Annotated in this window: 27 protein-coding genes and 1 tRNA gene; 19 read left to right on the top strand and 9 right to left on the bottom strand. The window is 57.2% G+C overall.

What is annotated here, in order from left to right:
* Window positions 1–11: 11 nt before the first annotated feature.
* The 13 genes from G7Y41_RS08780 (at window position 12) to G7Y41_RS08720 (ending at window position 12,801) form a co-directional block, all read left to right on the top strand.
* Complete coding sequence (locus tag G7Y41_RS08780; RefSeq protein ID WP_165315633.1) at window positions 12–332, top strand: hypothetical protein; 321 nt, start codon at window positions 12–14, stop codon at window positions 330–332.
* A 9-nt stretch (window positions 333–341) separates the two neighbouring features.
* On the top strand, window positions 342–692 hold the full coding sequence (locus G7Y41_RS08775) for a hypothetical protein (RefSeq protein WP_165315632.1): 351 nt from the start codon (window positions 342–344) through the stop codon (window positions 690–692).
* Entirely contained in the window at window positions 692–1,111 is a 420-nt protein-coding gene (locus tag G7Y41_RS08770; protein ID WP_165315631.1) for a phage tail terminator protein, read from the top strand. The genes G7Y41_RS08775 and G7Y41_RS08770 overlap by 1 nt, the downstream gene beginning before the upstream one ends.
* Window positions 1,112–1,128: 17 nt before the next feature.
* Window positions 1,129–1,635 (top strand): phage tail tube protein, encoded by a 507-nt coding sequence (locus G7Y41_RS08765; RefSeq protein ID WP_165315630.1) that lies wholly within the window; start codon window positions 1,129–1,131, stop codon window positions 1,633–1,635.
* Window positions 1,636–1,739: 104 nt separating this feature from the next.
* Window positions 1,740–2,201 carry a hypothetical protein gene (locus G7Y41_RS08760; RefSeq protein ID WP_165315629.1) on the top strand — a complete coding sequence of 154 codons (462 nt, stop codon included), beginning with the start codon at window positions 1,740–1,742 and terminating at the stop codon, window positions 2,199–2,201.
* A gap of 267 nt (window positions 2,202–2,468) precedes the next feature.
* Complete coding sequence (locus G7Y41_RS08755) at window positions 2,469–5,861, top strand: tape measure protein (protein WP_165315628.1); 3,393 nt, start codon at window positions 2,469–2,471, stop codon at window positions 5,859–5,861.
* Between the two features lie 2 nt (window positions 5,862–5,863).
* Window positions 5,864–6,691 (top strand): hypothetical protein, encoded by an 828-nt coding sequence (locus G7Y41_RS08750; RefSeq protein ID WP_165315627.1) that lies wholly within the window; start codon window positions 5,864–5,866, stop codon window positions 6,689–6,691.
* A 24-nt stretch (window positions 6,692–6,715) separates the two neighbouring features.
* On the top strand, window positions 6,716–9,430 hold the full coding sequence (locus G7Y41_RS08745; protein WP_165315626.1) for a phage tail protein: 2,715 nt from the start codon (window positions 6,716–6,718) through the stop codon (window positions 9,428–9,430).
* A gap of 18 nt (window positions 9,431–9,448) precedes the next feature.
* Complete coding sequence (locus G7Y41_RS08740; RefSeq protein WP_165315625.1) at window positions 9,449–9,607, top strand: hypothetical protein; 159 nt, start codon at window positions 9,449–9,451, stop codon at window positions 9,605–9,607.
* Window positions 9,607–11,355, top strand: a complete 1,749-nt coding sequence (locus G7Y41_RS08735; protein ID WP_165315624.1) for a hypothetical protein — start codon at window positions 9,607–9,609, stop codon at window positions 11,353–11,355. Before G7Y41_RS08740 ends, G7Y41_RS08735 begins: the two co-directional genes overlap by 1 nt.
* A gap of 77 nt (window positions 11,356–11,432) precedes the next feature.
* Window positions 11,433–12,200: a peptidoglycan recognition protein family protein gene (locus tag G7Y41_RS08730; RefSeq protein WP_165315623.1), complete on the top strand. Its 768-nt coding sequence runs from the start codon at window positions 11,433–11,435 to the stop codon at window positions 12,198–12,200.
* Between the two features lie 3 nt (window positions 12,201–12,203).
* Window positions 12,204–12,449, top strand: a complete 246-nt coding sequence (locus G7Y41_RS08725) for a holin (protein WP_165315622.1) — start codon at window positions 12,204–12,206, stop codon at window positions 12,447–12,449.
* Window positions 12,433–12,801 carry a hypothetical protein gene (locus tag G7Y41_RS08720; RefSeq protein WP_165315621.1) on the top strand — a complete coding sequence of 123 codons (369 nt, stop codon included), beginning with the start codon at window positions 12,433–12,435 and terminating at the stop codon, window positions 12,799–12,801. The genes G7Y41_RS08725 and G7Y41_RS08720 overlap by 17 nt, the downstream gene beginning before the upstream one ends.
* A gap of 70 nt (window positions 12,802–12,871) precedes the next feature.
* On the opposite strand, the gene G7Y41_RS08715 is transcribed toward G7Y41_RS08720, so the two are convergent.
* A complete protein-coding gene (locus tag G7Y41_RS08715; protein ID WP_165315620.1) occupies window positions 12,872–13,285 on the bottom strand; it encodes an Aca2/YdiL-like domain-containing protein in 414 nt (137 codons plus the stop codon).
* The gene (locus G7Y41_RS08710; RefSeq protein WP_165315619.1) at window positions 13,275–13,652 is read right to left on the bottom strand and encodes a hypothetical protein; all 378 of its coding nucleotides are present in this window, start codon (window positions 13,650–13,652) and stop codon (window positions 13,275–13,277) included. The genes G7Y41_RS08715 and G7Y41_RS08710 overlap by 11 nt, the downstream gene beginning before the upstream one ends.
* 186 nt (window positions 13,653–13,838) lie before the next feature.
* Here G7Y41_RS08710 and G7Y41_RS08705 point away from each other — a divergent pair, with 186 nt between their 5' ends.
* Entirely contained in the window at window positions 13,839–14,276 is a 438-nt protein-coding gene (locus G7Y41_RS08705) for a hypothetical protein (protein ID WP_165315618.1), read from the top strand.
* Here G7Y41_RS08705 and G7Y41_RS08700 read toward each other — a convergent pair.
* From G7Y41_RS08700 to G7Y41_RS08685, 4 genes are all read right to left on the bottom strand, one after another.
* Entirely contained in the window at window positions 14,267–14,506 is a 240-nt protein-coding gene (locus G7Y41_RS08700; protein WP_165315617.1) for a hypothetical protein, read from the bottom strand. The two genes, G7Y41_RS08705 and G7Y41_RS08700, sit on opposite strands and share 10 nt — an antisense overlap.
* A gap of 29 nt (window positions 14,507–14,535) precedes the next feature.
* On the bottom strand, window positions 14,536–14,907 hold the full coding sequence (locus G7Y41_RS08695) for a hypothetical protein (RefSeq protein ID WP_165315616.1): 372 nt from the start codon (window positions 14,905–14,907) through the stop codon (window positions 14,536–14,538).
* 39 nt (window positions 14,908–14,946) lie between these two features.
* Window positions 14,947–15,288: a GNAT family N-acetyltransferase gene (locus tag G7Y41_RS08690; RefSeq protein WP_165315615.1), complete on the bottom strand. Its 342-nt coding sequence runs from the start codon at window positions 15,286–15,288 to the stop codon at window positions 14,947–14,949.
* Between the two features lie 303 nt (window positions 15,289–15,591).
* Window positions 15,592–15,664: transfer RNA gene (locus tag G7Y41_RS08685), tRNA-Lys, on the bottom strand.
* Window positions 15,665–15,830: 166 nt separating this feature from the next.
* On the opposite strand from G7Y41_RS08685, the gene G7Y41_RS08680 reads away from it, so the two are divergent.
* The 4 genes from G7Y41_RS08680 to G7Y41_RS08670 all read left to right on the top strand — a co-directional run bounded on the left by G7Y41_RS08680 (window position 15,831) and on the right by G7Y41_RS08670 (window position 20,278).
* Window positions 15,831–16,463, top strand: a complete 633-nt coding sequence (locus G7Y41_RS08680; protein WP_165315614.1) for a hypothetical protein — start codon at window positions 15,831–15,833, stop codon at window positions 16,461–16,463.
* A gap of 37 nt (window positions 16,464–16,500) precedes the next feature.
* On the top strand, window positions 16,501–16,632 hold the full coding sequence (locus G7Y41_RS10165) for a hypothetical protein (RefSeq protein WP_269207950.1): 132 nt from the start codon (window positions 16,501–16,503) through the stop codon (window positions 16,630–16,632).
* A gap of 24 nt (window positions 16,633–16,656) precedes the next feature.
* A complete protein-coding gene (locus G7Y41_RS08675) occupies window positions 16,657–19,095 on the top strand; it encodes an RNA degradosome polyphosphate kinase (RefSeq protein WP_165315613.1) in 2,439 nt (812 codons plus the stop codon).
* Between the two features lie 130 nt (window positions 19,096–19,225).
* Window positions 19,226–20,278: an NUDIX hydrolase gene (locus G7Y41_RS08670; protein WP_165216637.1), complete on the top strand. Its 1,053-nt coding sequence runs from the start codon at window positions 19,226–19,228 to the stop codon at window positions 20,276–20,278.
* A 156-nt stretch (window positions 20,279–20,434) separates the two neighbouring features.
* On the opposite strand, the gene G7Y41_RS08665 is transcribed toward G7Y41_RS08670, so the two are convergent.
* From G7Y41_RS08665 to G7Y41_RS08655, 3 genes are read right to left on the bottom strand one after another with little or no spacing between them, the layout of a single operon-like run.
* Window positions 20,435–20,947, bottom strand: a complete 513-nt coding sequence (locus G7Y41_RS08665) for a septum formation family protein (RefSeq protein WP_165216636.1) — start codon at window positions 20,945–20,947, stop codon at window positions 20,435–20,437.
* Between the two features lie 16 nt (window positions 20,948–20,963).
* The gene (locus tag G7Y41_RS08660) at window positions 20,964–22,028 is read right to left on the bottom strand and encodes an inorganic phosphate transporter (protein WP_165216635.1); all 1,065 of its coding nucleotides are present in this window, start codon (window positions 22,026–22,028) and stop codon (window positions 20,964–20,966) included.
* A 3-nt stretch (window positions 22,029–22,031) separates the two neighbouring features.
* A complete protein-coding gene (locus G7Y41_RS08655) occupies window positions 22,032–22,655 on the bottom strand; it encodes a DUF47 domain-containing protein (RefSeq protein ID WP_442984228.1) in 624 nt (207 codons plus the stop codon).
* Between the two features lie 427 nt (window positions 22,656–23,082).
* Here G7Y41_RS08655 and G7Y41_RS08650 point away from each other — a divergent pair, with 427 nt between their 5' ends.
* Window positions 23,083–24,918 carry a phosphoenolpyruvate carboxykinase (GTP) gene (locus tag G7Y41_RS08650; protein ID WP_165216634.1) on the top strand — a complete coding sequence of 612 codons (1,836 nt, stop codon included), beginning with the start codon at window positions 23,083–23,085 and terminating at the stop codon, window positions 24,916–24,918.
* Window positions 24,919–24,995: the final 77 nt, after the last annotated feature.

The raw sequence follows: 24,995 nt of genomic DNA, 5'->3' as shown, positions 1-24,995 counted from the left end.
GCAGGCCGAAAGTGAACGTTCTCGACATTTTCGGAGTCCACACCATCACGATTAACCGGATGAAGCAAACCCCCTACGGGCCTAAACCCGTTTCGGGGGAACCCCTATCAGGGTGCTTCGTCACAGAAAATCTCAAGCTCGTAAGAAACAGGCAAGGCGCGGAGGTGATGTCAACCGCACAGGTTGCGGTACCCCACTCCACCCTCACCAGTATCGACGATCAGCCCACGGTAACGCTTCCCAGCGGCAGGACCGCACGCATTATCTCGGTTTCATACGGAAACGCTGGTGGCCTAGATATGCCTGAGCATGATGTGCTCTACCTCGAATAGGAGACCCAGTTGTCACACGTGAGATTCGAGTGGCGCGGCAACCAAGCCTCGGCGGCCACCCAGGAGGCAGCCGCGCGTGGACTGAGGCTCGCCGCTGAACACCTACGCGGTGTATCCCAGCAGGCGGCCCCCATCCGTGAGGGCATTCTGCGAGCATCCGCCACTGTAACCATGAGCATGGATCAAACTACCGCAGCCGTTTCCTACGACACTCCCTACGCGGTCGAACAACACGAGGAACTGGGCTACCGGCACCCCAAGGGTGGGCAAGCCAAATACCTCGAAGGCCCGGCAAGGGATGAGAAGAACACCATGACTCAGATCATCCAAGCTCACCTCAAACGCATCGGAGGTGCCTAATGACCGGTTTACGCATGGTGATTGACGCGGTAGGGACCTACCTCACAGGTGTTGGGATTGCGTTTTGGCCAGGAACTGACGGCGAATACCCCGAAAGTTTGACTAAGCCACCGGTGTTCGCCAAACGACTCCCACCCACCCCAGTTGAGGCGGTGGCCATCAACGCGTATTCACGCGAACAGTCACCTAATCCCGGTGACAACACCATCCGAGTGTGTTTTCAGGTGCGCACCCGCGCACCCTACGACGCAGACCCCCTAGCCGACGCGGTTGTCCACGCTTTACACGGCCTACACCACCAGACGTGCGCGGATCTGACTTTTGACCGCGTTCGGCATTTATCTACAGCGCAACTTGGCCTCACTGACACGGGGGCCGACGAACGCACTGACAATTTTGAGGCACTTCTCCAACTCTGAAAGGAACACCCCACACCATGTCTGAAGAAACTCCCACAACCAATATTGGTTTCTCTTACGAGCACGGAATCGACGTTAACCTCGCTAAACCAAGTGAGGAAGCTAAATGGCAGGCCGTGCGGTTTGCTCAGGTCATCGCCCCCACCACGGAAGCAAAGACCGTGGACGGAGCAACCTATGACGATAAGGGCGCTGACCACCCAATTAAGACCGGCGAGTCGTGGAACATTCAGCTCACCGTTCAGCAGCACCGTGATGAGACCGGCGCGTATTTGCCTGAGGTAGAAAAACTCAAGGCCGCGACCGAACCTGACGCCAACGGTAACCTTTCCACCGTTGAAGTCCGTTGGTATGATAAACCCTCCTCGGGTAAACCCAACAAGGATGACGCATACCAGGGTGTCGCGACTGTGAAAATGAGCCGAGCCAACACCGGTGTCAACGAACAAGGAGCCTTCCAGTTTGAACTGTCAGGCCAAGGCCCACGCAAGAAAATCGTCAACCCGCTGACCTCCCAGGACTGATCGACACTCCTGTTAGACGTGTGGCCCCAAGGGAAGCGGGCGGGGAACACCGCTTCCCTTGGGGCCACACCCACACATTCCCCAACATTTTTAAGGACCACACAATGCTTGACCTCACCACCTACCTGCCCAAGCCGTTCGAAATGAAAGCAGACCGGTGGACCATCACCTCGCCGGTACCCAACGTGGAAACCGGCAAAATGATTACCGCCTTCCAATCCCTCCAAGCCGAGCAGTTCCGCCGTGCCCAAGCCGGAGAAGACCCCCTCCTTACAGACACGATCCCCGGATGGCCAGAAACCCTCGAAGAACAAGCAGACCTCGTGCTCGGCGGCGGCGAATACGAACGCCTCACTCAGGACGGGTGCCCACCAGCATTCATCGAAGCAGCCCTCCTGTCGGCTATCGTCTACTGGGCTAACGGCGGAAGCGAAGATGCCGTTTTGTTCTACCAAAACGCCCTACAGGAGCAAAAAGAAAACCCACACGAAGAGGATGCCCACCCAAAAGCTCCGACCCGCAAACCCTCCAAGAATGGGCGGCCTACGGCCAAGGCCAGCCAATAGCCCAAGGCGCAGACGGCACCCCAATTTATGCGTCCTACAAATCCCCACCAGGAAACACGCCCGAACGTGGACACATTGACTGGTGGAGGATCATCACCAACTGGCACCTCGTCATAGCTGACCTAGCCGAAACCTACGGGGTCCACGAATGGGACACGTCAGGAGCGCCGTGGCCGCAGTACCGCGCCCTTGTGATTGACGCGATCAACCACCCCCACACAAGGACCCACCACCTTGTAAGCCCGAATTAAATAAAGGAGACCACCCGTGTTCAACGTCGGCGAACTCGCGTTCTTCCTCACCCTCGACGACACCCAATACAAGCGGGGCATGAACAACGCGGGCACCCTCGCATCTAAAACCGCGAGCATCGCCAAAGGTGCGGGCCAAACTATCGCCTCCACACTCACCGCAGCAGCAGCATCGGCGACTGGTCTTGGTGTGGGCTTGTTAAAAACAGGTGGCGCTTACAATTCTCTACAGCAAAACTCCCGCGCCGCGTTGAAAACGCTTCTCGGTTCCCAAGAAGCCGTCAACCGGCAGATGGAGAAACTCAACGAACTGGCCTCGCGGTCACCGTTTTCCAAATCCGTGTTCATCCAAGGACAACAACAACTCCTTGCCTTTGGTATGAGCGCCAAGAAGGTCATCCCCACCCTCGACGCCGTACAAAACGCTGTCGCAGCCACCGGTGGGTCCTCTCAACAGCTGTCTGACCTCGTGTTTGTTATGGCCCAGATTCAGGCCGCAGGGAAAATCACCGGCCAGGACCTCCTCCAAATGGGACAACGCGGGGTCAACGCCGCTGAACTCATCGGCGAAGCAATGGGCATGAGTGTCGCCGAAGTCAAAGACGCGATCTCAAAAAACCAGATTTCTGCCACCCGAGCATTGGACGCCATCACTCAGGGGATGACGAAGAAGTTCGGTGGAGCAACAGACCTCATCAAGCAGCAGTGGAGCGGCGCTGTAGACCGTATTAAAGCAGCCTGGCGTGACACCGGCTCTGTGATAGCCGAGCCGTTCATCGACCCCAACGGCGGAGGGCGGGCCGTCGTATGGGCAAACCTTGTTGCCGATACGATGCGGTCCTTGCAAAAGCATGTAACCACCGTGATGGGTGAGATTAAAGCCAAGGGTGGACCAGCGTTCGACACGATTACCAACGCTCTACGGCAGGTGAACGTTCAGGTCCAAAAATTCAATATCCACGGGCTGATTAACCAGATAGAAAACCTGGGTAAATACACGCCACTCCTGTCGGGCGTGTCCACTGCCCTCCTCGCGGTGGGATTAAAGCCACTGCCATACCTGGGACAGCTCGGTATGGGTCTCGGCCCTGTTATCGCCGGTGTTACGGCCCTGGCAGCCACGCACCCGGAGTTACGGAAAGTCGGGGACGCGTTTGTTCAAGCCCTCGCACCAGCAGGCCCGCATCTTGCTCAGGCCACTAAAGCCGCAGCAGACCTCGCAGTCGAACTCATCAACCGGCTCGCGCCGTCCCTCATAGACGTCGCCAAAGGAGCAGGAGAATTCCTCGCCGACCTTTCCCCGCTCGTCCCAGTGTTTGTCAACGTTATGCGGGCGGGGCTGCCACTTGTTGAAATGGCCGCAAAACTGGCTTCAACAATCGCAAAGCTTCCCACGCCACTACTGGCCGCCGTCGCAGCGGTCATCGCATTCCACGGGCCGTTAACCGTCTTAAAATCTGGAATCATTACAGCGTTCAAAGGATTTGTCACAGCGAAAAACTACCTTTTCGACTTCGTGGCAGCCACACGCCAAATGGCAATCGAACAGAACGTGTCCGCGCCCATGATCGGTGCAAAAGCAGCAGTCCACGGCCTCAAAGGAGCATTATCAGCATTACTCGCTCCCGCAAACCTTGTCGGGCTTGGACTAACAGTACTCACCGCCGTTGTCTCTGCGTTTATCGCAGCCAAAGCCGAGGCAAAACAGCAGGTAGAAGAATTCGCACAAACACTGGACGCTGAAACTGGTGCGATAACAGAAAACAGTCGTGCGTGGATCGCTAAGAAACTCCACGAAAATGGATTGATTGAAGACTATGAATCCCTCGGAGGGGTTGCCTCAGACCTCACCGACGCAATTCTTGGAAACGCTGACGCAACCGAACGATACAACAAGGTTCTCGAAGATAGTAACACTGAGGCGAACAACCTCTACACAACCTTGGGGCCTTTCAATGACCGTTACAGAGACATCCAGGATGCTACAAGCAACCTTATACGCGAATATCCCAAATTATCGAAAGTAGTCCGGGAAGGAATTACTGATAAAGAAGCTGAAACTCGTGCCACCAGAAATGTAACAGATGAGCTCAAACGCCAACGCGAAGCGGAAGAGGCGATTATTGATGTGCAAAAGAAACGCGCCGCCGCCCAAGGTGACCTCACTATGGCGAACTACCGAGCACACGATGCCCAAGAAGCACTCAACCAGCTCATCACCGACGGTGTAAGAATCACCCGCGACAGTGCTGGCGGCATCGATGAATACGCCGAATCTTCGCGGAAACTCATCGAAGCAGGCAAAAACAGTGCCGACGCGTTCAATACTCAGATGGAAGCGATGGTCAAAGCCGGAGCATCACAGTCCGAGTTGGACGCGAAAACTGCCGAGAATATTGAGACGCTGCGCCGTCAAGCCGAAGCATTTGGACTACAAGGTAAGGAAATAGACTGGTATATCGAAAAAATCGGTCTGGTTCCCGAATACAAATCCACCATATTGGACGCGGACACGAAAGAAGCCTTGGCAAAAGCCGACAAGCTTGTCGCGGAAATCAGCGACAAGAACGGCACTGTCACGATCTTTTCTAACGGTGACCCAGCGGTGGACAACCTCATGAAACTCCTCCAGTTAACCGAAACTTCCGAGGGAACATACACGATTAACGCTAAAGACGACCCGGCTATGGCGACCCTCTTGGCATCAATCGGTGAGGTCAACACCGCTTACGGAACCATCACCATTAACGGCAACAAGATCCCAGCCAACGACGAACTTCTGCGGATGATTAACAAAATCAACGAGTCAAACGGGACGACGAAGATTCACGCTAACGCGATTGAGGCCATAAAAACTCTCACGAACACGAAAATCTCGATCAATAAGTCAAACGGGACGGTCACAATTTCCGGTCGGGACGAGGCAACAGGTCTTGCCGACACCATTGTCCAGACGATTAACGGGAAGACCGCGTACATCAGACTCTACGGCCAGCGTGTCGCCAACGGCTACCAAGGTGGCATCACGATGGCTGATGGTGGCGTGGTCAACTATTTCGCTAATGGTGGTTTCCAAGGGGAAAACCACGTCGCGCAGATCGTCCCTGCCGGATCATGGCGTGTTTTCGGTGAACCTGAAACCGGTGGGGAAGGCTACATCCCGCTTGCCTTATCCAAGAGGAAACGGTCGCAGGAAATCATGGGGGAAATCGCCCGCAGGTTCGGTGATCTGTACATCCCAGGCGGTGGGAGACGCTACGCCAACGGCGCAGTGGAAGGGAAAACCAACACTGCCTCAGCGTCAACCAACGTGTATTTCACGCAGAACATTCAGCAGGCGTTCACTAAGCCCGACTCTGAAGCCGCGTCCGAGGGTGCGGTCACGGCACGTCTTTTTGGAGGACTCTAAGAATGCGAACCATCCAAGAGCCACGCGGAGCGGCTATGAACGGTGTGGAACTTGTTGACCCGGATCGCCGTTGGCTGCTCCTACACGCCACCGGGGAGCGTCCTCAAGCACCTGTCACCATTGTTACGTCAAGTGTGCCATCCCTCGATGGGGCGTTCACTCCGCCTGCGCGTAGGCCTCTTGGGGTGGCGCAAATGCTGTTGAAGTTCCTCATCACCCACGCGGGAACCACGCGTGAAGCTGAGCTGCGGGAGTACCGGGATTTAAACCTCGCGGAACTAACCCGCGTCATGCGCGTTGGTGAGGTTTCGACAATGACCTTGGTGATTGGTGGCGTGGAGTGCTCCCAGCGGTGCACGGTGACCGCCAGCGGCGCAGATGAAGAGGCCTCACCTGGGTTCCTTAATGTCCAGTTTCTTGTTCATCTGCTTGACGGTTCGTGGAGTGGTGAACCCGACGTGGAAAAAGTTTCAACTGTGCTCAGCGTGGCTGAGGGCGGGTCTGGTCCAGTGCGCCCCGTGTGGCGTGTTGAGGGACCAGCGCAAGGTTTCCGCGCCACACAAAACGGGCAAACCATCTGCGAATGGTCAGGTTCCATCACCAGTAGTCAGGCGGTCATTATTTCCGGTTGGGAATCGTGGATTATCCCCAAGACAACCCCCTCCTGGTGGGAAACCCCCCTCATGCCGTTGACGACACAAGTCATCGAGTCTCAGCCGCTCCTGCCCACCCCAGAGGGTGAATATCCAGTTGACGTGTACATCGATGGGGTACTCCAAACGTCACAGTCGAGTCGCGTTTATGCGCACGCGGGCATGTCGTTCATTTAAACTACGGAAGGCACAGGTTTCTTCGTGAGCACTATCGATGGTGTGAAACTCCTCGTTTACAAGCCCTGGGCATCAACCCCTGTTCACACGGTCACCCAGATCTCACAAATCGACTGGTCGGGAAGCCTCAACGACCATTCCACCCTGAAAGTCACTCTCCCCGCTGGAAGCACGCAGGCCGACTGGCTGCGCGGCATGGTCGAGGTAGCTTTCCTTGTCCGTATCAACGGCGCGTGGGTGGAACCACCTTCGGCAAGGTTTTTCACAACGGGCGCTGATATGGACCCGGTTAAAGACTTTGGGGCAACCCAGGTTTCTCTTATCGGGATTTCACAGATTCTGCGCTACGAGTCCGTGACGACACCAACCCCTGACAACGAGGAAGGTAAACGAGTTTTCCCCGCGCAATCCCCCGGTTCTATTCTCACTACGCTGCTAGGTGAAGCACGCCAGCGAGACAGAGAATACGGGTTGGACTGGGCTCCCTCCCTAGCGTGGTCATTCACCTCAAGCCGTGACTCCAATGGTGTTGCCTGGGGCAAGAACGCCCGCGTCACGTTCACACCATCAACGACCTTTGAGAAGGTTTTGCAATGGTTGACCACAAAAGGCGCGGTTGATTGGCGTATGAACGGGCGTGAACTACAGGTTTTCCGTGAAAATGCTGGCCTGGCAGCCCAGAACACGTCAGTGGCTTTCATTGACCAGTACGCGGACGCAACCCCGGTGAAAACCTCCTTCGAGGACCTCACCACCCTCGCGCGCTTTCGCGGCAAAGACGGGAAGCAATGGGAGAAAAACAACCCTTATGCCGCCTCAGACTTCGGGCGTATCGTCAGGTGGAGTGAGCAGGGCCAAGTCGAACGCGAAGACACGGCAACGCTCTACCTTGAAGAACTCCTCAAACGCGGTGAGGCACCCCGTAGGCAATACCGGCGAGAATGGACCCTCACCGGGCTTCCCGTTTCCCCTATCCTGTGGGCGGACTTCCACATCGGCGATTGGGTCACTCTAAACGGCCAGCAGCTACGAGTCATCGAAGCTGGCATGAAAATGGACGAGTCGGGTCAGTGGTCATGCTGGGCAACCCTAGGGGACCGTATCGAAGCGTTCCTTGAACGCCTGGCTCGTAAAACAACAGACCTTTCTGACGGCATGGTTGGTGGAGAAAACTCTCCCGTCACAGGCGTAGGGGGACCGCATAATGAAACGGGAACCCCAAAAGCCCCAACCGGGCTGTTGGCCTCATCCGACCCGGTTTCTTCAGGCAACGGAACATTCGCGTCAATCCTGACCCTCGCGTGGGATGCTGTCACCCACACGGTGGACAACAAGCCTGTTGCGATCCGTGAATACTCCGTGCAAGTCACAGAAAACGGTGACCGCACCTACTACTACACGACGCTAAATCCCCACATCAACATTCGTGGCTACCCCGGTGACAGGTGGACAATCCGTGTTCGAGCGAAATCCCACCAAAACGTGTGGGGCGAATGGTCCACCACGCTTTCTCATGTACTTGCAGCAGACAAGGAGCCGCCACCACAACCACTAGCCCCAACAGCCACGACAAGCCTGGGAATCCTCATCATCAAACACTCCGGGCTTTCCTCAACTGGTGGGGCCATGCCCCCAGACGTGTCCTACTGGGATGTTGCCGTCTCCACGTCAGCAACGACTAATCCGCAAGTGGATACGCAGGTAGCAGACGCATCCGGATTCGTGTGGTACCGGTCGGGCCTAGATGTCAACCGTAATTATTACGTCAGGGTCAGGGCCGTTGACACGTCTGGAAACATCGGAGCATGGTCCTCCTACACAATCGCCCAAGTCAGGCCCCTATACGATGCGTCAAAACTTGGGAAAGAACTCGAATCGGCACGTGACCCTATGGGTAACTTGATCGTTCAGATCAGGGAAGCGTCAATCATCGCTCCTGGGGCAATTAAAACCGCCCACCTCGAAGCCTTGGCAGTGTCGGCAGACAAAATCAAAGCCAACGCAATCACCGGCAGTCACATTGCCGCCGGAGCACTCGATGCCTACATCGTTAACGGGGCCGTCATCCAAACCTCTACCACAGCGCGCAGAGGCGTCAAAATCACCTCCCGTGGCCTATACGCCTACGACAACGCTGGGAACGAGACGGTTGCGATCACTGGTGCCACAGGGACGATCAGTGGTTACACCATTAAAGGTGGTGTGGTCGAGCAAAACTCCGGCGCAGACAGTATTCGCATCGCCTACGGTCGGATCACGTTCAGCCACAATAACCAGACTCAGCTTATTATCGACGACGACGGAATGAGCCTGTGGGAAGGCACCAGGAAAATCGGGTACATCGATGCCTCCGCGAAACACGGTGACCCAACCGTTCGTGGCCTGCAAATGAGTATCGACACGACCGGTGACTATGTCTTGTGGGGATACAGGCAAAAGCCCTCGGATGACTACGTCGCCGCGATGCTCACCCTAGATCCTAAAGGCAAATTCTTCACCGGAATGCCAGGAATCCACTTCTCCAGCGACATCTGGCTCAACGGAAACTCAATCCGTCTTTCCAACTCACGAAACTTGGAAATTAAAAGCCAATCGATCAGTACATACCCAAGTATTTCGATCAAATCAAACCGGGGACCAGGACTGAATTTCACCGATTCCGACGTAATGGTCGATTTCGGCGGCCCAAACGTCTTGTCCCTCAAAGAGCTCTTCCGCTCAAACGGCTACTCCGTATAACCCGAAAGGACACCACCAGTGGAACTAGACGCGCAAGACATTATGGCTGCCTACGACGCGCACCTATCAAAACTCACCCGAGACCTCATGCTCGCCCGAGCAACCATCACCGCTTTACAAGCCCGGGTTTCTGACCTTGAAAACACGCAGGCCACCACTGATCGAGAGGCAGAATAATGGCACTCATCCCCTACCCTGCTGATCTTGGGAAATGCCGGATCGTTGGAACCGTGGCAAAACACCTGCCCGATTCTTCCGATCAAGACAAAAACCCTGACCTATATGCTCTTGACGACGAGCCCTTGGTTTTCACGCCCACCGCCAGGCGCGTCCAATTCCGTGGCTCCACACCCATGATGATCACCCTGCCGTCATTTGAAGCACGCATCGATGCCCAAGGGGTGCTACGCGGTGAAGACGGAAGCGCCGGAATCGTTGTTATCGCAACGAATGACCCGAACTGTAACCCCACCGACTGGCAGTACAAAGTCGAATTCAAGAGGGGCCGGAAACTCCGTATCCCCCCGTTCTACATTCACGCCCCCGCCGGTGGGACAGTCGATCTAGGACGCATCATCCCAGCGGACGACGAAGCCGGAACAGTTTTCGTTGCCGATGAATCCGTGGCGGCGCGAGCAGAAAAAGCCGCAGCAGAATCTGAAGCCGTTGCCGCGATTGTCCGAGGCGCAGGCGAGGCAGAAATACAACGAAGCGCCGCTGAACGTGCCCGCGCCAGTGCTGAGGAATCCAGAGCTTCTGCTGAGGCTAAGCGGGTGGAGGAAGAAAACCGGCGGGCATCAGCGGAGTCCGGGCGCGTCAACGCGGAAACCCAACGTATATCGGCTGAAAACAATCGCGGGTTCAACGAGACAAGCAGGACCAACGCGGAAACCCAACGCGCTTTGGCGGAAACCGCACGCGAAACTACGGAAGCCCAACGCCGTGAGGCTGAGTCCGAGCGGGAAAAAAAGGAAAAATCCCGTGCCAGCACTGAAGCCGCGCGCGCGACAGCTGAGCGGCTGCGCGATGAACAGCAAGCGCGCAATAACGCCGACCAGGCCGCGAATAACCTTGCCGCGCAGGGACTCCAAGTCCAAATCCTCCAAGAAAGCCAATACCACGCTCACACGCTTGTTCCAACGATCACCGGGACAACAGGGAAACTGTATTTTGTGCCAGACCCTCATGCGGTTGGTGGGAACTCCTACATCGAGTTCATGTGGATTAATGGCAAGTTCGAGCGGGTGGGCGCGTCAACGGCTAATTTTGAGGGAATCAAAACGTCTTCCATCGACTCGGTTGTCGCCAACAGCAGCCCTGTTGGGGAGCAGGTGCTGACACTTACGGGTCTTTCCTACTGGTGGAGGAAGCTAACGAACATTTTCGCAGGCAAGTCCCACGTGCATTCCGCTTTGGATATTACCTCTGGGACGCTCCCGGTATCGCGTGGTGGTCTCGGAGCTGAAACACCCGTGGAAATGCGAATGGCACGGCAAGCCATTGGAGCAGCATCACAAGAGGACCTAGAAGGAGCAGTAGAAGCCATACAGAACGCGCTCGGACCATTGGCGGAAACCACACCGTGGGAAACCCTGCCGCTAGACGACGGTTGGGTACCCGTAGACGGTCAGACCCCGCGTATCCGTAAGGTAAGCGGCCTGGTGTGTATTGAAGGCGCGGTCAGGCAAGAATCTGGCGGGGATGTTGACAGTATCACGGTAATCCCCTACAAATACCGACCCTCCTCTGGGGAACAGATCATCGGCTCGACTATTGCGAGGACCTTATTCAACTATTCCGATCCAAAACATGTAAACATGTACGTTTCCAACAAGACAGGAAGTCTTTACCTCGGCTCATACTCCGGAATTGAATTCAACTCGGGGTGGTCTTTTTCCCTGACTGCGACCTACGCGCCGAGGTAACCCGACAGCAGCACGTTTCACCCCCAACCCCCACAGTGTTGGGGGCTTTCCCATACCCACCAAAGGAAGGACTTTTCATGGCTTTTCGAGAGGAAACACAATATAGATCCCCAGCGTTCACGCCCGGTCGCCAAGGTCGGAGAATCCTCGCGATAGTCCTCCATCACTGGGGAGTAGATGGGCAAAGCCACGCGGGCGTGCGAGCGTTCCTCACACGACTCGGAGCACAAACCTCCGCTCACTTCATCGTCTCTGATGGTCTTGTCACCCGAATTGTTGACCCTGCTGACACCGCTTGGCACGCAGGGAACTGGGAAGCAAATCTCACAACCATAGGTATTGAGTGCCGCCCAGAAATGACGCCCGGGGACATGCGGACCGTTGCGGAGCTCATCGCAAAACTGCGTGAAACCTACGGGCCGCTCCCAATATACCCGCACGACAAGTACTTCCCTACGGCCTGTCCGGGTCGATGGAAAACACAGTTAGCCACAGTCTCCCGCATGGCCGATGAAATCCGTGCGGGTCACCCCGCCGCCTCTTCGACACCCTCTACACCCACTCCAAGGAAAGGACAGTCAGAAATGTTAATGATCCATATGCCCGTAAAGCCCGGCAGCAAGGAGTACGTCTACGGGGTGTTCGCCCCCGGGATGTTCCTCCGGTTTACCGGGGCCGAAGCCGCGAATACATTCGCCCGCCAAATCGGCGGATCCTCATGGTTAGCCAACGAGTCCTTCTGGGGCCACTGTGCTAGGGCCGCTCTCCTGGGCACCAACATCCCAGAGAACGAACTCAAGGCCCTGGGGGTTGACCCCAGCAAGATCGGATTGAAAGTGAAGTGACCTATGGAACAGTACGCGTCGAAAACGTTTTGGAGCGGCGTGGCGGAGCGGGCGATTAAGACAGCCGCTCAGGCGATTCTCGCGGTCATCACCACCGGCACCGTCATATGGGGACTCGACTGGAAGCAAGCCCTGGGGCTGGCGGCAACAGCCATGCTGATATCCGTCCTCACCTCGATTGGTGACCCGCGCCGCACAGACACGGCCATCACCACCGGAGGTGGTGGTTGGGATGATCCCACAGATTGACACGCCCATCGTCGTGGCCTTAGTGACGGCGATTGCGACGATATCCGTCGCGGTCATCGGAGGCATCGGAGCAATCATCGGACACTGGTTCACCGGGGTCTCGAAAAAAGAAGACGCGGCGATCAGCGTCATGAAAGCCACGATGAAAGAGCTACGAGAGGAAGTCAACCGGCTGACAAAAAAGGTTGATTCCCTTGAGCTTCGGCTAGAAGACAAGGACTCCCGGTACCGGGCGGCAATCGAGTATTGCCGAGAGCTGGTTCGCCTGATCGAACGGCTTTTAAGCCTGGTACCTGGTGAGTTTGCTCAGCCGCTTCCAGAACCCCCGGAGAAGATTCGCGACGACATCTAACAGCGCTCGCGGACTCACAGAACCCCGCCCCACTCAGGCAAAACGCTTGGGTGGGGCGGGTTTCGTGTTTTCACTCGACAAGACGCACGGTGATCCCCCGGTCTTCAGAAGCCAGGTGGGCGCATATGGCCGCGGCGCTTCGATGGATAGCCGAGGGGATGTTCTTTTCTCGCGCTCGCGGGTTAGCGGCGTGGAAGGCTTCATCCGTGGGGTAGGTGACTAGAGTCACCGTCGGGTCCCCGAGAACAGCAGACTTGTGCTCGACAACCTCGCATAGTTCATCGAGGATCTCGTCTCGAAAATTCATGATGTCTTCGAGATCGTCGATCACCCCGTTGGGGTCTTGGGGGTGGCTTTTGCCGCCCTCCCATCGTGACCATGTTGCCTGCTTGACTCCGACGTATCGTGAGGCTTCGTCTTGGGTGAGACCAAGGGCCTCACGATACGACCGGAGTGTCAACGAAATGTTCAAATCAGACCTCATCTTTCGCAGCGTTGACACGGTGGATCATTTCCCACCGAATAGCTTCCGTGTGGGCTTTGCGCCATTGGGGTTCGGAAAACATCTGACGCAAGACAGCGAGGCGACCATATTCGTTAAGGCGCTTGAGGTCTTCGACGATATCTTCGGCCCTGTAGTAGTTGACCCGGTTGTAGAACTTCGAGGTGTGATGCCACTCAGCTTCAGAGATAAGCCCGATACGTACCAGCCATTTAATGAACATCACAGGTTCGGTGATCCCTGCATCGGCGAGCCATTTCTTCGTGATTTTCGAGGCGACAACCATGCCTTCGCGTTCAGCTGCGACAGCATTGTTGGATTTCCACATCATCATGTTGTATCCGGCCATTTTTTCTATCCTCCTTGTTGAGGTGGTCAAGACCTGTGTCTTTTCCAATGGCTTAAGCATAACACAGGTGTATAAAAATATGCATATTGGGAGAGGGTTTAACCGTGTGATGTGTGACACATGGCTGTGTGGGGGTGAAAACCGAAATCCACACCACTCGAAGCCCGGTAGGTGTAGCGTCAGAGCATGGGAATTAACTACGTAAAACGAACCGTCGAGCAGGTCTTATCTCAGCCGATAATTGACCTGAGCATGAAAATCGGTGATGTCGAAGGCTTCCGGGTCGACCAGCGAAACGTTGACGACAACGGCGAGAGCTTCCACTCAGCCAGCCAAGTTCCACTAAGAAACGTCGTTTTCACGCTCCTACGCAACGGGGAAACCACTGAAGTCACCGTCCCGGGGTATGAGACCGTTCTCGTCCAGGGAGTCATCTTGGATTTACCGACCGACGTTGAACTCGACGCAGCCATTCGCGAAGCCGATGAGCTGGCAGACAAGATCGGCCTTGGCTTCCAGGTCAAACGGATCCTCACCGGTGGTTTCTACATGATGCCAACGAACCAGCTGAGGCAGGTTTTGGCGGAGCTTCGCAAAACCGCGAAAGGCGCTCCTCAGTCCTGAAAAGTCCCACGCTTAATACTCAAAAGCGTTTCGATAAGCTGCGAGGCGGTTTTCTTACTCAACCGCCTCGCGGCCTGAGTATGAGTCTCGGTACCCCGCCCCCACGGACGATTACCATTAACTTTCGCCGCTTCAGCATACGCGGCCTCAAACGCAATGTCCCCAACCTCCAAAGCAAGGGACCGGATGTACGCGGCTTGCGCAGCCGTTGACTTATACGAAGTAGGCATCGTTTTCTCCAATCGTAGTCAGTGTATTTTTACTCGCCCAGGCGGTTATAAATCGTGGTCCGCACCAGGCCTGTTTTGCGGGTGAGTTCCGCTTTTGACAACCCGTCGATGTCAGCGGCGATTAACGCCCCGGTGAGACGATCCACGCTCACCTCTAACCCCATGCGGGCTTGTTGCTCTGAGGCCGCGAGGTCTTCAATTGTTGCGTCCCCTAGGCAGTACATCGCCGCCCCCACAAGCTCATCCCTGATTCCGGCTTCAAGCTCCCCCGGCTCGGTGTCATTGGGGTAGCGGGACTGCCATCTTTCGACGATCCTATCGGCGGCACGCTGAAAAAGCTCCTGCTGAGTCGCGGTGCCCTCGCCGTTGAGATACGCGGTGGTGTCGAGTGAAAGTTCCATTATCAAAGGCCTTTCTTTGGGTGGGTGGGGTTTGTGAATTCAGTCGATATCGAAAATTGAGAGATCCGCACCAGTGATGGCCACCATTGTCTCGTCGTCAATGATGTCGCCGCCCATCGCCAGGGCGAAGCCCCTGCCTTCATCGGTGCATGCCCACGCCGGAGCGTGGTAGATCCCGCGGAGGGCTTCATCGGCTGCTTCGAAAAGCGCGCGGGCGATTCCTTCGCCTTGGCGGTCCTCATCAACCTCGATGTTCATGATGACCTTGTGGTCTCGGTTGATGTAGATAGAACCAACCGCTTCGTCGTCATCGAAGGCAGTGAAAATGTCAAGGAGTTCTGGCTCGTCGTAGTAGGTGCCGATCGTCTGCTCGATGTTCATTTTCGTTCCCCCTTTCAATGTCGATACCTAAAGTGTACACCCTGTGGACATATCTGTACAGCTAGAACACTACCATTAAGTGTGATGCTTGACACAAATTAACCGGGTGCGCAAACATTCTGAGGGAAACACCTAAATTGGCGGACCAACTCACCGACTCACCAGCTACCTCAACGGGTAAACGGCGGTTCATTTTTATCGGGTACCAATGGCTACAGCATTGGCTACAGTAAGGGAGAAACTAGCGAAAATGCGCAACGGCCCGGACCAACTTTTCGTTGAATCCGGGCCGTTTATTTGCGGTAGGCCCACGGGGAATCGAACCCCGAACCCACGGATTAAAAGTCCGTTGCTCTGCCAATTGAGCTATAGGCCCAAGCCCCTGAGCGTCAGGGACCTCATCTATTGTAAGAGAATGACGAGTAAATGCAGAAATTTTTCCCGATGAATCTCGAAAACGCCGTTGACACCTGCGCGGGAGCCTCGATGTGCCCAGCCCATCTGCGGGCAGCAACCCGCAAACACCGACCACAGGAACTGTGATGAGCCAGGCACGAACGCCGCGTCGCCCCGCGATTCTTGACGCTGCCCGGGCGGAGGCAATCATCGGTGACGAAGATCCCGCCGAGCTTTCTGCCGTTGCCCATTCGACGGCGTGGGCGTTGCTCGGAGTTGAAGACGACACTTTCGGGGAGGCTGAGATTGCTCGGCTCCGTGAGGTTGTGCGCTCGCAGGGAGTGGATGTTGTTGCTCACGTGTGGTCGCGCAGCCCCGAGTTCACGCTCCCTGGTGCGCTGTGGCGGCTCTATCTGCTGGCTGCGTGGTATCACCGTCACCCTGCTGACGTCCAGAGTCGCTATGACGAAGGAAGCCAGAGTGCTCACATTCCCGGCTTGGAGGCTCCCGTTGCCGTGCGCTTCCTTGAGAGTGTCATTGACGAGGTCGACGCGCTTTTACGCGGTGATCTGAGCGACGATGATCTCGACTGGATTCTCAGCGCAGCAGCCCGCGTTCTTCGTGTCCTCGCAGCCGGACATTCCCATTCGGGACGATGGATCGTTGACCCCTCCGATGCCCTTGCCTATCCCGTGACCACACGGATCCAGGCACTTGTCAGGACCGCTGACGAACTTGATGCGGCTGCGCGAGAAGCGGAAGTGGGAACGCTCAACTAGTGAGCGGTGATACTCGTATCGGGCTCAAAAATTTGCGATGATGGTCACAAATGTGACCGTCATCGGTGGTGTCCTCGTCCTCGGCGCCCTGGACCGCCAGCGACCGTCCTGGAACTCCAGCGACCGTCCTGGAACGTCAGTGCTCGCCTGGGAACGAACACCCCGATGACGACCTCACCCTGAAAGGGAACACATGTCGACCGACGAACAGCACTTCTCCGCCCCCGACGAATCGTGGCCCGGCCCCGAACTTCAGGTGCCTGACGAGGCCGAGGGCCAGGCCTCGTCCTCGTACGCAACCTCGTCCTCGTACGCGACTCCGTATGCGCAAAGCGAATCCATGCAGAGCGCACGTGCTGAGGAGATGTTTGTCCGCGGAGCCGAACAAGCTGAACTTGTTGGCGTGGAACATGAGGACTCCGAATACGACGACGACATCAACGAACGTCTCCCTCAGACACCACCACTGACCCCGTGCGTTGACATGTCCGAGCCGATCGGAGAGGACAAACCCCTGCCCAAGGGACGCTTCGGGGACCGAGAAATCTCGTGGATGGCGTTCAACCAGCGGGTCCTTGAGCAATCTGAGGACACCCAGCTTGCGCTGCTTGAACGCGCGTGGTTTTCGGCGATTTTCTCCTCAAACCTTGACGAGTTCTACATGGTGCGCGTCGCGGGCCTTAAACGCCGAATTGCCGCGGGAATCGCGAAGAAATCCGCCTCCGGTTTGGAACCGCGACAGGTCCTTGAGGGAATCCAGGCGCGCACCCGCGAGCTCACAACACGTCAAGCGGAGAGCTTTCAGACGGAGATTCTTCCGGCGCTCGCAGATGCGGGTATTCACCTGACCCGCTGGGATAGTCTCGGCGAGGAACACAAGTCGGTGCTTACGCGCTACTTCCGGCGCCAAATTTTCCCCGTGCTCACGCCCTTAGCTGTTGATCCGTCGCACCCGTTTCCCTACATTTCAGGACTGTCGCTCAATCTCGCGGTCGTTGTCCGCAACCCGTTGAACGGGAAATTACATTTTGCTCGCGTCAAGGTTCCGCCCTCGCTTCCTCGCCTGATTAACGTTGATTCCGTAGCCGGTGGCGGGGTTCCCGAGGACTACATCGACACGGAGCAGGGCGCAACTTTCGTCACCCTTGAAGATGTGGTTCGTGCGCACCTGGAGCATCTCTTCCCCGGCGTTGAGATCGTCGAAGCTCATTCCTTCAGGGTGACGCGTAACGAGGACGTCGAGGTGGAAGAGGACGACGCCGAAAACCTTCTGACCGCGATGGAGGAAGAACTCCTTCGCCGGAAGTTCGGGCCCGTTGTGCGCCTCGAAGTTGAAGACACCATTTCTCCCTTCGTGCGTGAGTTCCTCGTGGAAAAGCTGGAGATTTCGCACGCGGATGTCATTAGCTTGCCCGCTCCCCTTGACCTCACGCTCTGCAATGAACTCCACGACCTAGAACTCACCGACCTCAAATATCCGAAGTATGTGCCCGTCACCGCTGCGGGCCTGGCAGAGTTTGAGTCGGCGCGCGCATCCGATATTTTCGCCTCGATCCGCTCCCACGACGTCCTCGTTCATCATCCCTACGACTCGTTTGCAACCTCGGTGCAGGCCTTCATCACGCAGGCAGCGCGCGACCCGAGCGTTCTGGCGATGAAGCAGACTCTCTATCGAACATCCGGGGATTCTCCGATTGTTTCGGCACTCATCGAGGCGGCTCAATCTGGCAAACAGGTTGTCGCCATCGTTGAAATCAAGGCGCGTTTCGATGAGGAGGCGAATATCGGGTGGGCGCGCAAACTTGAACGCGCGGGCGTTCACGTTGTCTACGGCATGGTTGGGTTGAAAACTCACTGCAAGCTCTCGCTTGTTGTTCGTCAGGAAGCTGACGGGCTTCGGCGCTACTGCCACGTCGGTACGGGCAACTACCATCCCAAGACTGCTCGCGGATACGAAGATCTTGGGTTGCTGACCTGCGATCGCGATGTTGCTCAAGATCTCACGCGCCTGTTTAATCAGCTGTCCGGCTATGCGCCCAGGTCAACCTTCCACAGGCTCCTGGTGGCTCCGCTGTCGATCCGTGATGGCCTGATTGAGCGCATCAACGGACAGATCGAACGCCAGAAAGCCGGGCTGGGTGCGTGGATCGGAATCAAAGTGAATTCCGTGGTTGATGAGGCCGTCATCGATGCCCTGTACCGCGCATCCCAAGCGGGGGTGCGTGTTGATGTTGAGGTCCGGGGGATCTGCGCGATCCGCGCCGGGGTTGCGGGCCTGTCGGACAACATTCGTGTTCGTTCGATCCTGGGGCGTTTCCTTGAACATTCTCGGATCTATGCTTTCGGGCCGCGCGGTGAGGAAGAAGTGTGGATCGGGTCTGCCGACCTGATGCATCGCAATCTTGATCGTCGCGTTGAGGCTCTTGTGCGCATCGCCGATCCCGAGCACATCTCCTACCTTGCAAACCTCGTGCGAACGGGGGTTTCACCGGCAACAACGTCGTGGGCGCTGCGTAAGGATGGCACGTGGAAGCGTCGACAGTACGGCAAGAATGGTACTGCGCTCCACGACATTCAGACTCAGCTCATGAAGGAGGCATCGTCTCGCGTTATTGGCCGTTCCGCTGAGTAGATCACTCACGTCACGGGTCGTTGTCATTAACGAGGGCGACGCGCGGCCTTTGAGAAGAGATGCGAGTGAGCCGGTGGACGGTTGATGAGTCGAGATGGCCTTTGGCCGGTAGGCTTAGAGGGTGCCTCGAATGCTTCGCCCCTCGCCCGTTCCGTCGCGCCTTGTGCGCGCCGCCGGAGCAGTGGTGTGGCGTTTCGTTGATCGTCAGCGTGTTGCCCGTCCCGGTGAGGTCATTGATCCGCGCGATATCGAAGTTCTCATGGTCCACCGTCCCAAGTACAAGGACTGGTCGTGGCCCAAAGGGAAAGCTGAACTTAACGAGCCGATTACTTCGGCTGCTGTGCGGGAAGTCGAAGAGGAGACGGGCCTGCCCGTGATCCTCGGAGCCCCGCTGACAACTCAGCGCTATCGCCTGGGATCGGGGCAGACCAAAGAAGTCCTGTATTGGGTGGGAACCCTCATGCCGGAGGATCCATCGGATTCGGGTGGGGCGCCGCGAAGAACCCGAGTCCCGGTGCACCGGGCTCCGTCCTCGGAAATTGACACGAACCGTTGGGCATCCCCGCGTAAGGCCGAGAGTTTGCTTACTCGGCGCGGGGACCGTCGGCTCCTGTCGGAGCTGCTCAGTCGTGCGCAGGACGGCACTCTGGTGACGAGCACTCTCATGCTCGCTCGTCATGCGAAGGCTGAGTCGCGCCAGAGCTGGCTGGGTGATGAGGCGAGCCGTCCGCTGAGTCGTCTGGGAGTTCGCCAGGCGTTTGACCTGGTGGATATTCTCTCCGCGTTCGGCATCGAGAAAGCGTATTCGTCGCCGTGGCAGCGCTGCGCTCAGACTCTTGCTCCGTGGGCCGGTGTCGCCGGGCTTTCGGTCACGGAGGTTCCTGCGCTCACCGAATGGGCGGTTGATTCCCGTCCCGATGATGCTCGCGATTTCATTGCGTCGATGCTCACTGCGCATCACGTGCCGTCAGTCATCTGCGTTCATCGTCCGACGATCCCCGTGTGCCTCGCTCCGCTTATTGACGCTGCTCCCGCGTCCATACATGCGCACTTTCCTCGCTCAAGTCCGTGGCTGCGTACAGCTCAGGTCCTCGTTGTTCACGTTGCGTTGACACAGGGAGAGCCTCGCGTTCTCGCCGTTGAGCGCCACGGCACGCGAACGAAGGATGTCCTCGGGTTCTAAGGGACGAGGACGAGGGCGAATCTGCACGTCCACGCGCCAAAGCGCCACACACCTGGCGGCTGCGTAAACATGCGAGATCGTCCCCACGCACACGCAACACGGGGAGGGAGCGCCTGTGTTCTTCGCTCCCTCCCCGCGTTGATCGTTGGTCTCGTCCTAGAGCTGCGAATCCTTCACCGACTGCGTCAGCGCAGAACGATCCATCGCATGAACGAGACACACAATGGAACGGTCATTCTGCTCCCACGAGTTCTTTGTCGGAATCAGCCACGTCACATCCAGAGCCGATGTCACGTACGGGGTGCCAACGTAGTCCTCGAAAGAATCAACGCACTCTTTTTCCGCGCGCTCATTGAGCACCGCATCCCCCGGGAACTCCCCGTCATCCTTGACCGACACAATCTTCGACACCTCAGCATTGTGATCCGACGTGCACGAACGCACGTCAACGGTCACCGCGGTTGAGTCTTGGGGAAGTTCAATGCAGTCACCCGCGGAGAGCTTCATCACCGATGAAAACGAGCACCCCGCAAGCGTCAGCGCCGCTCCCGCAAGGAGAAGTACTCCCGCCACACTAAGGCGTCGGCGAGGAGAAGGCGCGCTCGTCCTCGTCAATGATGGGGACGAGGACGACGCGGGGGAGGATTCACTGTGACACACGGAAAGCATGACCCTAGTATGCCCGCTAGAGGGCGACAACTACCCAGTGAATGAGCCAGAAGAAAACAGCCGCAACCCCTGCCGCCGCGGGCAATGTGAGGAACCACGCGCCAACGATGTTGCCGGCAACCCCCCAGCGAACCGCGGAGAATCTCTTTGTCGCCCCCACACCGAGGATCGCTGATGTGATCGTGTGGGTTGTTGAAATAGGGGCGTGAAGAGCGAAAGCAGACAGGTAAAGAACGGCTGCGGACACCGATTCGGCAACGAAACCACGCGCGGGATCAAGATCAATGATTTTGCGTCCCAGGGTGCGCATGATGCGCCAGCCACCCGAATAGGTCCCCAGCGAAATTGCGCCTGCCGCGGCGATTTTCACCCACAGGGGGATCGTGAGGTCTCCGGTGACCGGGTCGAAAATCTGATGATGTTCACCGTAGCCACCGGCAACGAGGGCCATGACGATTACCCCCATTGTTTTCTGGGCGTCCTGGAGGCCGTGGCCCAAAGCCATTGCTGCCGCAGAAATTGTCTGGAGAATACGGAATTTTCGCATCGTTCGATGGTAGGGAAGTCTGCGTAGCGCCCACATGAGGATTTTCATGAGGACGAAACCGAGGAAGAAACCAATGAATGGTGAAACGAACATCGGGATGATGACGGATTCGAGGATGCCGGCCCATTTGACGGTTGTTGCCGAGGCCAAACCCGCTCCCACGAGGCCACCGATGAGTGCGTGAGACGAGGACGACGGCAGCCCAAACCACCAGGTAATGAGGTTCCACACGACCGCACCCACAAGAGCGGCGAGGACGATGACGAGGCCTTCGCGTTGGACGCTCGTCACGGTGGATTCGGAATACTGGGCGATGTCGATAATGCCTTCGCCGATGGTTTTGGCGACTTCCGTTCCCAGAAGAGCACCGATGACGTTCATGATCGCGGCCATGAGCAGGGCGGCTCGCGGGGTCAGAGCACGCGTCGACACCGATGTTGCGATGGCGTTCGCCGCGTCGTGAAAACCGTTGGTGTAGTCGAAGCCCAGGGCAATAACGATGACGAGGACAACGAGGATCAGGTTGAGATCCACGGCTCAGGACTCCTTCAGCGCGATGGTCTCAATTCCGTTGGCGAGATCCTCGAAGGCATCCGTTGCCTTTTCCAGCACCTCGATGATGTCCTTGAATTTAATAATTGTCACCGGGTCCAGGCCCGAGTCGAAGAGCGCGGTCAGGGTGCGCCGGTAGGCAAGGTCGCCCTCGTTTTCGAGGCGGTTGATCTCAATCCAGAAATCGCGCATATCGAGCGGCGACTTGAGTTTGGGCATATTTTGGGCCGTCTGGTCAGCGCATCGAGCAATGATGGCCACCTGTTCGGACAGCAGCGATGAGACGGCACTGGGGATTTCGCCGATTCCGTAGACAACGAGGAGGTCGCCGGCTTCGTCGATGTGATCCATGCAGTCGTCGAGGTTCGATGCGAGGCGGTTGAGGTCTTCGCGGTCGAAGGGCGTGACAAAGGATGCGTTGATCCTTCGGATGATGGTGTGGTTGATGTCGTCGCCGGAGTGTTCGACTTCGTGAAGCTGATCGCGAATGGCAACCCGTTCGGTTGGGGATGCGTTAAGAAGTGAGGCGAGCTGCGCGGAGCCAGTTACAAGGTTGGCTGCCTGCTGCGAGAATAGATCAAAGAACGATGGGCCTTCAGACTTTTTCAAGCGCACGGATATCCTCCGATGAATTCAGTGGTCCAGCCGGCTGTTCACCAGCCGCAAGGACAGAGTAGATCACTTTTCGTTCCCTGTTGGTCTCAGAAAGAATCTTCGGAGTGAATCACTGCGGCGAGGTGTGCGTTGGACCCAAGAATGTGCGCCGAATGTCCACCGATGAATTTCAGAATCCGGATATGTGATGTCTGTCCCACTTGCGGTGTTCTGAGCTGGTAGTGACCGGGGCGGTGGGTGAGAAGTGACGTTGACGCATGTGAATACGGGTTTTGGATGAGTGGTCATTTGTGCGTATTCCTTGGGTATGAATGAACTTGGGACTAATCGCCCGCGCATTTTGACGCAAAATCAGGGATGATTGAGACGTACCTCAAAGGCGCATCCGCGTCCTTTGATCCCGAGTGCCTCAGGAGGCAAAATGTCCGTGACTGAACAGGATGTGCGCGCAGCCGCTCCGTCAAACGCTCCCGAAGATGTGATTCAGTGGGTCGCTGAGATCGCCGCGTTGACGACGCCTGACGCCATTGAGTTCTCCGATGGGTCGCAGGAAGAGTGGGAACGTCTCACCTCGCTCATGGTTGAGAACGGGATGTTCACCAAGCTCAACGAGGAGAAGCGCCCGAACTCCTTCCTCGCCCGCTCTAAGCCGTCCGACGTTGCTCGTGTTGAGTCCCGTACCTTCATCTGCTCCGAAAAGGAAGAGGACGCAGGCCCCACGAACCACTGGGCTGACCCGAAGGAAATGAAGGGCATCCTCAAGGAGAAGTTCACCGGTGCGATGGCTGGTCGCACGATGTACGTCATCCCCTTCTCGATGGGTCCCCTCGGTGGTCCGATCTCCCAGCTCGGCATTGAAATCTCCGACTCCCCCTACGTTGTGTGCAACATGCGCATCATGACCCGCATGGGTCAAAAGGCGATGGATCTCATTGCCGAAGGCAAGCCGTGGGTTCCCGCCGTTCACTCCGTGGGTGTTCCGCTCGTTGATGGCGCCGTTGATGACAACTGGCCCTGCAACGACGAGAAGTACATCACCCACTTCCCCGAGACCAATGAGATTTGGTCCTTCGGCTCCGGCTACGGCGGCAACGCGCTGCTTGGAAAGAAGTGCTACGCGCTGCGTATCGCCTCGACGATGGCTCGCCGCGACGGCTGGATGGCCGAGCACATGCTCATCCTCCGTCTGACCCGCGAAGAGACCGGTCAGCAGTTCCACGTGACCGCTGCGTTCCCCTCAGCCTGTGGCAAGACGAACCTCGCGATGCTCCAGCCAACGATCCCCGGCTACAAGGTCGAGACCGTGGGCGACGATATCGCATGGATGCGTCCCGGCCCCGACGGCCGTCTCTACGCGATCAACCCCGAGGCAGGCTTCTTCGGTGTTGCACCGGGCACATCCTACGATACGAACCCGATGGCTATGGACACCATGCGTGCCAACTCGATCTTCACCAACGTTGCTCTGACCGATGACGGCGACGTCTGGTGGGAAGGCATTGACGGCGAAACTCCCGCTCACCTCATCGACTGGCACGGCAACGACTGGACCCCCGAGTCCGGCGAGAAGGCTGCGCACCCCAACAGCCGCTTCACCGTTCCGGCTGAGCAGTGCCCGATCATCTGCCCCGACTGGGAAGCTCCTCAGGGCGTTGCAGTTGACGCGATCCTCTTCGGTGGCCGCCGCGCAACGAACGTTCCGCTCGTTGCCGAGCAGTACGAAGCCGCTCACGGTGTCTTCATTGGTGCTTCGGTTGCCTCCGAGGTCACCGCCGCTGCGACCGACGTCAAGGCCGGTTCGCTGCGTCACGACCCCTTCGCCATGCTGCCGTTCTGCGGCTACAACATGGCCGACTACTGGGGTCACTGGCTCCAGATGCAGGAAGAACTCGGCGAGAAGTTCCCGAAGGTTTACCAGGTCAACTGGTTCCGCAAGGACGAAGACGGCAAGTTCATGTGGCCGGGTTACGGCGACAACTCCCGCGTCCTGGACTGGATCGTCCGCCGCGCAGCTGGCGAACTTGAGGCGATCGACGGTGTGACCGGTCGTTACCCGAAGTTCGAGGACTTCAACCTCGATGGCCTCGACATCGACGAAGCCAAGTGGGCGAAGCTCTTCGCGATCGACCCCGACGCTTGGGCAAACGAGATGGACGACACCGAAGAATACTTCAAGCAGTTCGGTGACAAGCTGCCCGCAGCGATCACCGAGCAGCTGGCGAAGTTCCGCGAGCGCATCGAAGCTGCTCGCGCCTGAGAGACTGCCGATCCCACATTGTTGGTTGCGGCCGCGCATCATGTGCGTGACAGTAACTGCGTGAGGGGGTAGGTGTT

The sequence above is a fragment of the Schaalia sp. ZJ405 genome (assembly GCF_011038885.2).
Lineage (GTDB): Bacteria > Actinomycetota > Actinomycetes > Actinomycetales > Actinomycetaceae > Pauljensenia.
The sequence above is the reverse complement of the archived record's forward strand: the minus strand, read 5'-3'. Positions and strand labels throughout refer to the sequence as shown.